Below are 3,713 nucleotides of genomic sequence, written 5' to 3' on the forward strand. Positions count from 1 at the left end.
ATGTTTGCGGACGCACCAATCGCCTAAACCATTGAAAATGCTCGCTCCATCTTCCAAAAACCGGGTGGGGGGATTAGTTAAAGGAGAAAACCGTGTTCCATGAATGCCGCCACATTAAAACCGACGGATTGCGCTGCCATGCTGCGGCCCTTCGCGGCAAGCCCTGGTGCTACTTCCACGCCAACTTGCATCGCTTGCACAAAGCAAATCTTCCCGATAGCCAGAAGTTTCAGCTACCACCCATTGAAGACTCGTCTTCTGTCCTCATCGCCATTGGCCAGGTCATCCGGTCTCTCAATTCGCCCCACATGGATTGCCGCCGCGCCGGCCTTCTCCTCTACGGACTTCAGATCGCCGCACAACTCACGGGTCGGACCAATAAATCCGAGCCCTCCGAATCCGTGCGTAACCTCTACGACCTCGCAGGCACCCCCATCGACCCCTCTTCCACCGCATTCGAGGATGACGCCGAAATGCTCGCTCCCGACAAAACCGTCTGCGAGCCCCCACGCGACTGCCCCAGCTGCCATCGACAGGAAACCTGCGACAACTACGTAGAACCCGATGAAGACGACGAGGAAGAGCTGGACGACAATGACAACGACGATGAGGAAGAAGACACCGAAGATGAGGACATCGAGGAGAATGATGAGGAAGATCCCGAAGAAGACGAAGAAGGGGTGGAAGACGATGGAGTCAACGAAGAAGAGGATGAAGACAGTCCTCTTGTGATGAGCGCGCTCAAAATACTGCGAAAACACTCGGGTTCCTTGAAAGGCAACGTCTCAGCGGTTTAGCCCTCGGGAAACCCTGCCCTGGCTCTCGAACGATGCCGACCAAAGCCGCTCATCCGTCTAACCGCCAGCCAGCCCGTTAGACTTGTATCTGAGGTATTTCGTGCGTCGCTTCTTCATCTTGCTTGGTCTTCTTTGCTGGTTTGCCGTTGATTCGCAATCCCGTGCACAAGCGCCGCCGGCAGCCGAACCCGCCCAGGCAGATGTTCAAGCTCAGCAGGTCGCGCCAGAACTCGTCGACGCCGAAGCCGATATCGTCAAATCCGATTGGAAAACCGCTGCATCCAAACTCGACGCGTATCTCATCGCCCACGGCACCGACTCTCGCGCCTTGTTCGACGCCGGTTACGTCGCAGATCATCAGGATCACCTCGACGCAGCCGCAGGCTTCTACCGCCGCGCCATCGAAGCCAATCCCAACTCCTTCGAAGCGCATCTCGCGCTGGGGCTGTTGCTCGCACGGCAGGGCAAGAAAGACGAAGCCCACACCGAACTCCTCGCCGCCACCACTCTCGATCCCGGTGAAGCCGGACCGGCCATGAAAGCCCGCGCATGGCGTGCCCTCGCTCGCCTCGATAATCCCGGTCCCGACGGCCAGGGGAACGTCACCGAAGCTTCAAAAGAGCTGCTCGAGGCCCTCAAGCTCACTCCCGAAACCACCAGCGACACCCTGCTCGCCGCTGACCTTGCCGAAGCTGCGGGTCAGCATGACGCGGCGGAGGCCGCCTATCGCCGCGTACTTGCCGAGGATCCTAAATCTGTCGCCGCCAACTCCGGCCTTGCCCACGTCCTCATCGAGCGCAAACAGTTTCCCGAAGCGGAGAAGCTCATCCGGAGTGCTCTTCAACAGGAGCCGGACGATCCGGCACTGACCGCGCAGCTCGCCACGGTGCTGGCCGCGCAAGACGATGCCGACGCTCTGCCGCTTCTCGAAAAACTGCACGCTGCGCATCCCGCTGACCCAGCCATCACCCGGATGCTCGCCCAGGTCCTCGCCCAGGCCGGCGACTTTGAAGCGTCTGACAAGCTCTACCTCGCGCTGCTTGCGAAATCCCCCGATGACGTCGATCTGCTCGTCGCGTATGGACAGAATCTGATTCGCCAACAGCATTTCACCGAGGCCATGGCTGCATTCGACAAAGCCACCAAGCTCGACTCCGCCGACGCCGATGCGTGGAGTGGGATCGCTTTCGCAGCATCAAAACTTCACCAGCCGGCGGTTACCGTCCATGCACTCACGGTGCGATCCAAATTTCTCCCCGAAGTGCCAGCAACCTACTTTCTCTGGGCCACATCCTACGATTCATTGAACGACAAGGCGTCGGCTATCACGTACTACCACCACTTTCTGGAGTCGTCCAGCGGCAAATTCCCAGATCAGGAATGGCAGGCTCGACAAAGGCTCCAGGTGCTCGAAAAGAAGTAGTGGGCCCTACAAAAGAAAGACAATGCTGTGACATCTCTTTGATGACTTCGAATTAAAGTTACCCACGAGTTGGTCTTTTCGCTTGCACGTTCTCCCGGAATGCTCCTATAGTCGCTTAGTTGTATTCGGATGTACCGGCTCCATTTTGATTCAGGAGTGACAAGAGCTTTTAAGCGGTCTGGTTCTGCAAAAATACCGGCGAGTGTGCTTTTCAGCACAGCACGGGACCTTGGGTTTTGATCTAATTCCGCTTCAGCGGAGGTTCCTCATGCGGTCTGCAGCTTGGTCGACGATCCTCCTCACTATCGCAGCGTTCGCCATCCCTGCGTACGCCTCCTCCTCCGACGATAAGCTGATCGACCAGGACAGCATCGCCGCCCTCGAGGCCCGGATCCCTCAGGCCCAGCCGCGCGAGCAATGCTTCCTCTATGCCGAGCTCATCCACCAGATGACCGAGTTCAGCGTCAAGCAATATGCCGCTGGTGACGTCGACAAGGCAACTGATCTCCTCAAACAGATCCAGGCGATCACACACAAGATGCACCTGAGCGTCGCGGAAAACGACAAGCGCCTCAAAAACGCTGAGATTCTCATGGCTCATACTGCTTTCCGCCTCAACCAGATGCTGCACAACAGCAGCTCTGAAGATCGTCCTCTGGTCGCGGAGACGCTTGCGCAGGTGAATCGGGCTGAGAGCGAAACCATGCTCGAAGTCTTTCGCAAGTAGGCCAGCCTCACTATTGTCATCGTCTGCAAATCGCAAGTTCTTCGCGCCATTGGGCCTGTCCCCGACTGTCTTTTCGCACTCTCCTCTCTTGTGATTCAATGGGGTTGAAGGTGCGTTCGCTCATGCGTCTCCGTTTCTTTTTCCCCATCGCCCTCACAACGCTCCTCGGAATCGCAGGATTCAACGCCCCTATCGCTGCCGCGCAAAAGGACCATCACGATCCGCTTACTGAGGCGCAAGTCGAGAAAATCCGCGAAGCCGGCATCTACCCCAACGAACGCCTCAAGCTCTACATCGAGTACCTCGGCGACCATGTCAATGTGGTCAAGAGTCTGACTAATCGCGGCAAGTCCGATGCCCGCTCCATGCACCTCGACAATGAACTGCAGGACGTTGCCACGCTGATGGACGAGCTTGGCTCAAACCTCGACGAGTATTCCGATCGCCACGCAGACATCCGCCTGGCCCTCAGAGCCCTTGCCGAAGATTCACAGCACTGGCTCATTGCTTTGAAAGCGCTTGCCGGCGAAGGTCCATTCGATCTCTCCCGCAAGGAAGCGATCGAGGCCGGCGAAGATCTGGCCGATCAGTCGCAGCGCCTTCTGCGCGAGCAAACCGACTACTTCGCCCTTCACAAAGATGAAAAAGGCCAGGAACGCGCGGAACCCAAACCGGATCCTCAATGACATCTCCGGTCCCCCCACCCGATTCCCTGATCCAGGTCCCTCATATGCTAATTTCAAACTTGGTGGCTGCTTATCTGATC

General features: G+C 57.5%; 4 protein-coding genes. All 4 read left to right on the forward strand.

Translation table 11 applies throughout. The features are described from left to right. The first annotated feature begins 92 nt into the window (after positions 1-92). The 4 genes from WA354_RS11310 to WA354_RS11325 all read left to right on the forward strand — a co-directional run bounded on the left by WA354_RS11310 (position 93) and on the right by WA354_RS11325 (position 3,633). On the forward strand, positions 93-797 hold the full coding sequence (locus WA354_RS11310; protein WP_472813117.1) for a hypothetical protein: 705 nt from the start codon (positions 93-95) through the stop codon (positions 795-797). Between the two features lie 100 nt (positions 798-897). Beyond that, complete coding sequence (locus tag WA354_RS11315; protein ID WP_472813118.1) at positions 898-2,220, forward strand: tetratricopeptide repeat protein; 1,323 nt, start codon at positions 898-900, stop codon at positions 2,218-2,220. Between the two features lie 268 nt (positions 2,221-2,488). Beyond that, positions 2,489-2,947 carry a hypothetical protein gene (locus tag WA354_RS11320; protein ID WP_472813119.1) on the forward strand — a complete coding sequence of 153 codons (459 nt, stop codon included), beginning with the start codon at positions 2,489-2,491 and terminating at the stop codon, positions 2,945-2,947. A gap of 122 nt (positions 2,948-3,069) precedes the next feature. Continuing rightward, a complete protein-coding gene (locus WA354_RS11325; RefSeq protein WP_472813120.1) occupies positions 3,070-3,633 on the forward strand; it encodes a hypothetical protein in 564 nt (187 codons plus the stop codon). Positions 3,634-3,713: the final 80 nt, after the last annotated feature.

This window comes from Occallatibacter sp. (assembly GCF_049802275.1).
In the GTDB taxonomy this organism is placed as follows: Bacteria; Acidobacteriota; Terriglobia; order Terriglobales; family Acidobacteriaceae; genus Telmatobacter.